The 2921-nt window shown below is 73.5% G+C and carries 2 protein-coding genes and 1 pseudogene; 1 reads left to right on the top strand and 2 read right to left on the bottom strand.

All coding sequences use genetic code 11. The features are described 5' to 3' along the window. A pseudogene (locus HW445_RS24740) lies at positions 1-451 on the bottom strand (4-alpha-glucanotransferase); the annotation flags it as partial. A gap of 369 nt (positions 452-820) precedes the next feature. Then, positions 821-1357, bottom strand: a complete 537-nt coding sequence (locus HW445_RS24735) for an HNH endonuclease (RefSeq protein WP_108955294.1) — start codon at positions 1355-1357, stop codon at positions 821-823. Positions 1358-1709: 352 nt separating this feature from the next. Between HW445_RS24735 and HW445_RS24730 the strand changes: the two genes are divergently transcribed. Further along, positions 1710-2810 (top strand): mechanosensitive ion channel family protein, encoded by a 1101-nt coding sequence (locus HW445_RS24730; RefSeq protein ID WP_180223147.1) that lies wholly within the window; start codon positions 1710-1712, stop codon positions 2808-2810. The last annotated feature ends 111 nt before the right edge of the window (positions 2811-2921 follow it).

Genomic DNA, 2921 nt, shown 5'->3' with positions numbered 1-2921 from the left:
GTCCCTTGTGCCGCCCGTCCACACCGGGCGCGCGGTCGGGGGCGACGATCAGGTGGGACTCGCCGGTGCGGCCGTCGGGCGTGGTGGCGGTGAGCCGGTGGACGCCGTACGGGAGCCCGTCGAGACAGGCCCGGCCGGTGCGGGTCGCGCCGTCCTCGGTGACGACGCGCAGGGCGGTGCCCTCGGGCAGGACGGCGCCGTCGGGCAGGGACGGGAGCCCTTGCCCGGTGAGCACCACCGTGGGTGGCAGCAGCCGCCGCGCGAGTTCCCGTTCCCGCGCCGCCAGCGCGGCGGCGGGGTCGGCGGTGTCCACGCCCAGGGCGGTGAGCGCGGCGGTCACCGCCTCCTCGGGGACGGTGACCGTGCGGTCCGGCGCGGGCCGGTACTCCGTGGCCACGCCGTACAGCTCCGCCAGCCGCGCCAGCGACTCCCCCGGTACCGGTCCGGCCACGGTGCCTCCTCGTCGAGGTTTCGATGGTTCGAGGTGTCGAAGATGCGCGGTGTCGAAAGTGGACGGTGTCGAATGTGGACGGTGTCGAACGTGCGCGGTGTCACGGTGTCACGCAGTCGCGGTGCCGCGGTGCCGCGGTGCCGCGGGTGTCGGGAAAGCGGGGTGGCGCGCAGCGCGGAAACGAGGTGTCGCGGTGGGGCGCCGGCCGTCGCGGTGCCGAGGACGAACGGCACGCCCGGACAGTTGGCTACCCACCGGGCGGCGTGCCAGACATCGCCTCCCCCGAACGGGTGGCGGCGCAGGCACCGGGGTCCTGGCCGGGGCCCGCTCCGGCCAAGGCGCCGAGGTGCACGAAGGCCCGGATCGATGTCAGGCCGATACGCCGTCGATCCGGGCCAGTGCCTCGTCCGCGCCGTACGGCCTCAGGTAGGGCAGCCAGCGCGGGTCCCGGTGGCCGGTGCCGATGATGCGCCAGGCCAGACCGGTGGGCGGGGCCGGTTTGTGGCGCAGTCTCCAGCCCAGCTCGCCGAGGTGGCGGTCGGCCTTGGTGTGGTTGCAGCGCCGGCAGGAGGCCACCACGTTGTCCCAGACGTGCTGCCCGCCGCGGCTGCGGGGGATCACGTGGTCGACACTGGTGGCGACACCGCCGCAGTACATGCAGCGCCCGCCGTCGCGGGCGAACAGGGCCCGCCGGGTCAACGGCACCGGCCCCCGGTAGGGGACGCGGACGAAACGCTTGAGCCGGACCACGCTGGGCGCCGGCAGGGAGAGGGTCGCGCTGTGCAGGTGGGCGCCGGACTCCTCGAGGCAGACTGCCTTGTTCTCGAGGACGAGGACGAGCGCGCGGCGGAGCGGTACGACGCCGAGCGGCTCGTACGACGCGTTGAGGACCAGGACATGCGGCACGGTGCCTCCTTGTACGCCGGCGGCGCGTGGCTCGCGCCGTGACGATCTGGAGTCAGTTTCCCCTCTGCCCTGGTCGCGGCGCCACCACGTGGGAACAACGGGGTGGCGCCACCGGGCGTGGTCCTTGCCACAGGCGCGCCCCACCGGCCCCGCCCGCCCCCGGCGTCCCACGGCCCGCGAGGTCCTCCCTTATCCCTTCCTCATCCTCTGGTGAGGCCCGTCTCTCTTCGCCGCGAAGCAGGGGAGGTACCCGGTTTGCCCCGTTACTGTGGTCGGGCTGCCCCCTTCCGCTTTCCTGGTCGTCGCCGTACCGTTCCGCCGGGGCAGCCACCGCACCTGGAGGTATCCCACCGTGTCCCTGTCCGTCGCCCTCCCGGCAGCCGGCCCGGACCCGTCCACGACGACGTCCCCCGCGTCGACCACGCCCGCTCCGACGCCGACCATGCCCACCCTCCAGGAGGCGCACGAGCGCGCGTCCGAGGCGGCGGGCTGGTTCCAGGAGAACTGGGCGTCCTGGCTGGCGGTGGGCCTGCGGATCGTGCTGATCATCGCGGTGGCGATGGTCCTGCGGATGGTGGTCCGCCGGGCCATCACCCGGCTGATCGACCGGATGAACCGCAACACCTCCGCCTCCGAGGGCAGCACCCTCGGCGGCCTGCTGGTCAACGCGGAACGGCGGCGTCAGCGCTCGCAGGCGATCGGCTCGGTGCTGCGGTCCGTGGCCTCCTTCGTGATCCTGGGCACCGCGTTCCTGATGGTGCTGGGCGCCTTCCAGATCAACCTGGCGCCGTTGCTCGCCTCGGCCGGTGTGGCCGGTGTGGCGATCGGTTTCGGCGCGCGGAACCTGGTCACCGACTTCCTCTCCGGTGTCTTCATGATCCTGGAGGACCAGTACGGCGTCGGTGACACCGTCGACGCGGGCGTGGCCACCGGCGAGGTCATCGAGGTCGGCCTGCGCGTCACCAAGCTGCGCGGCGACAACGGCGAGATCTGGTACGTCCGCAACGGCGAGATCAAGCGGATCGGCAACGCCTCCCAGGGCTGGGCGACCGCCGGGGTGAACGTCAACGTGCGGCCCGAGGAGGACCTGGACAGGGTCCGGTCGGTGCTCACCGAGGTCGCCGAGCGGATCGCCAAGGAGGAGCCCTGGAGCGAGATCCTGTGGGGTCCGGTCGAGGTGCTGGGCCTGGACGACGTGCTGCTGGACTCCATGGTCATCCGGGTCACCGCGCGGACCATGCCCGGCAAGGCGGTCAACGTGGAGCGCGAGCTGCGCTGGCGGATGAAGCGGGCCCTGGACGCGGCGGGCATCCGCATGATCGGCGTCCCGGAGCAGGCCGTCGAGGAGCCGGTCGTCGACCCGACGGCCGGGATGGCCGCGCCGTCGGCCTTCGCCAGCAGCAGTTCCCCGCAGTCGGTGGCGGCGTCGCCGATCCCGCCGAAGACGCTGTGACGGCGGCCTGAAGGCCCTGACGGCCCTGACGGCCCGAGAACGCCGAGGGGCGGCGCCCGGAACACTCCGGGCGCCGCCCCTCCCCCGTTCCCCCTCGGCGGCGGCTCAGGC

This window comes from Streptomyces sp. UH6 (assembly GCF_013421635.1).
In the GTDB taxonomy this organism is placed as follows: Bacteria; Actinomycetota; Actinomycetes; order Streptomycetales; family Streptomycetaceae; genus Streptomyces; species Streptomyces abyssomicinicus.
The sequence above is the reverse complement of the archived record's forward strand: the minus strand, read 5'-3'. Positions and strand labels throughout refer to the sequence as shown.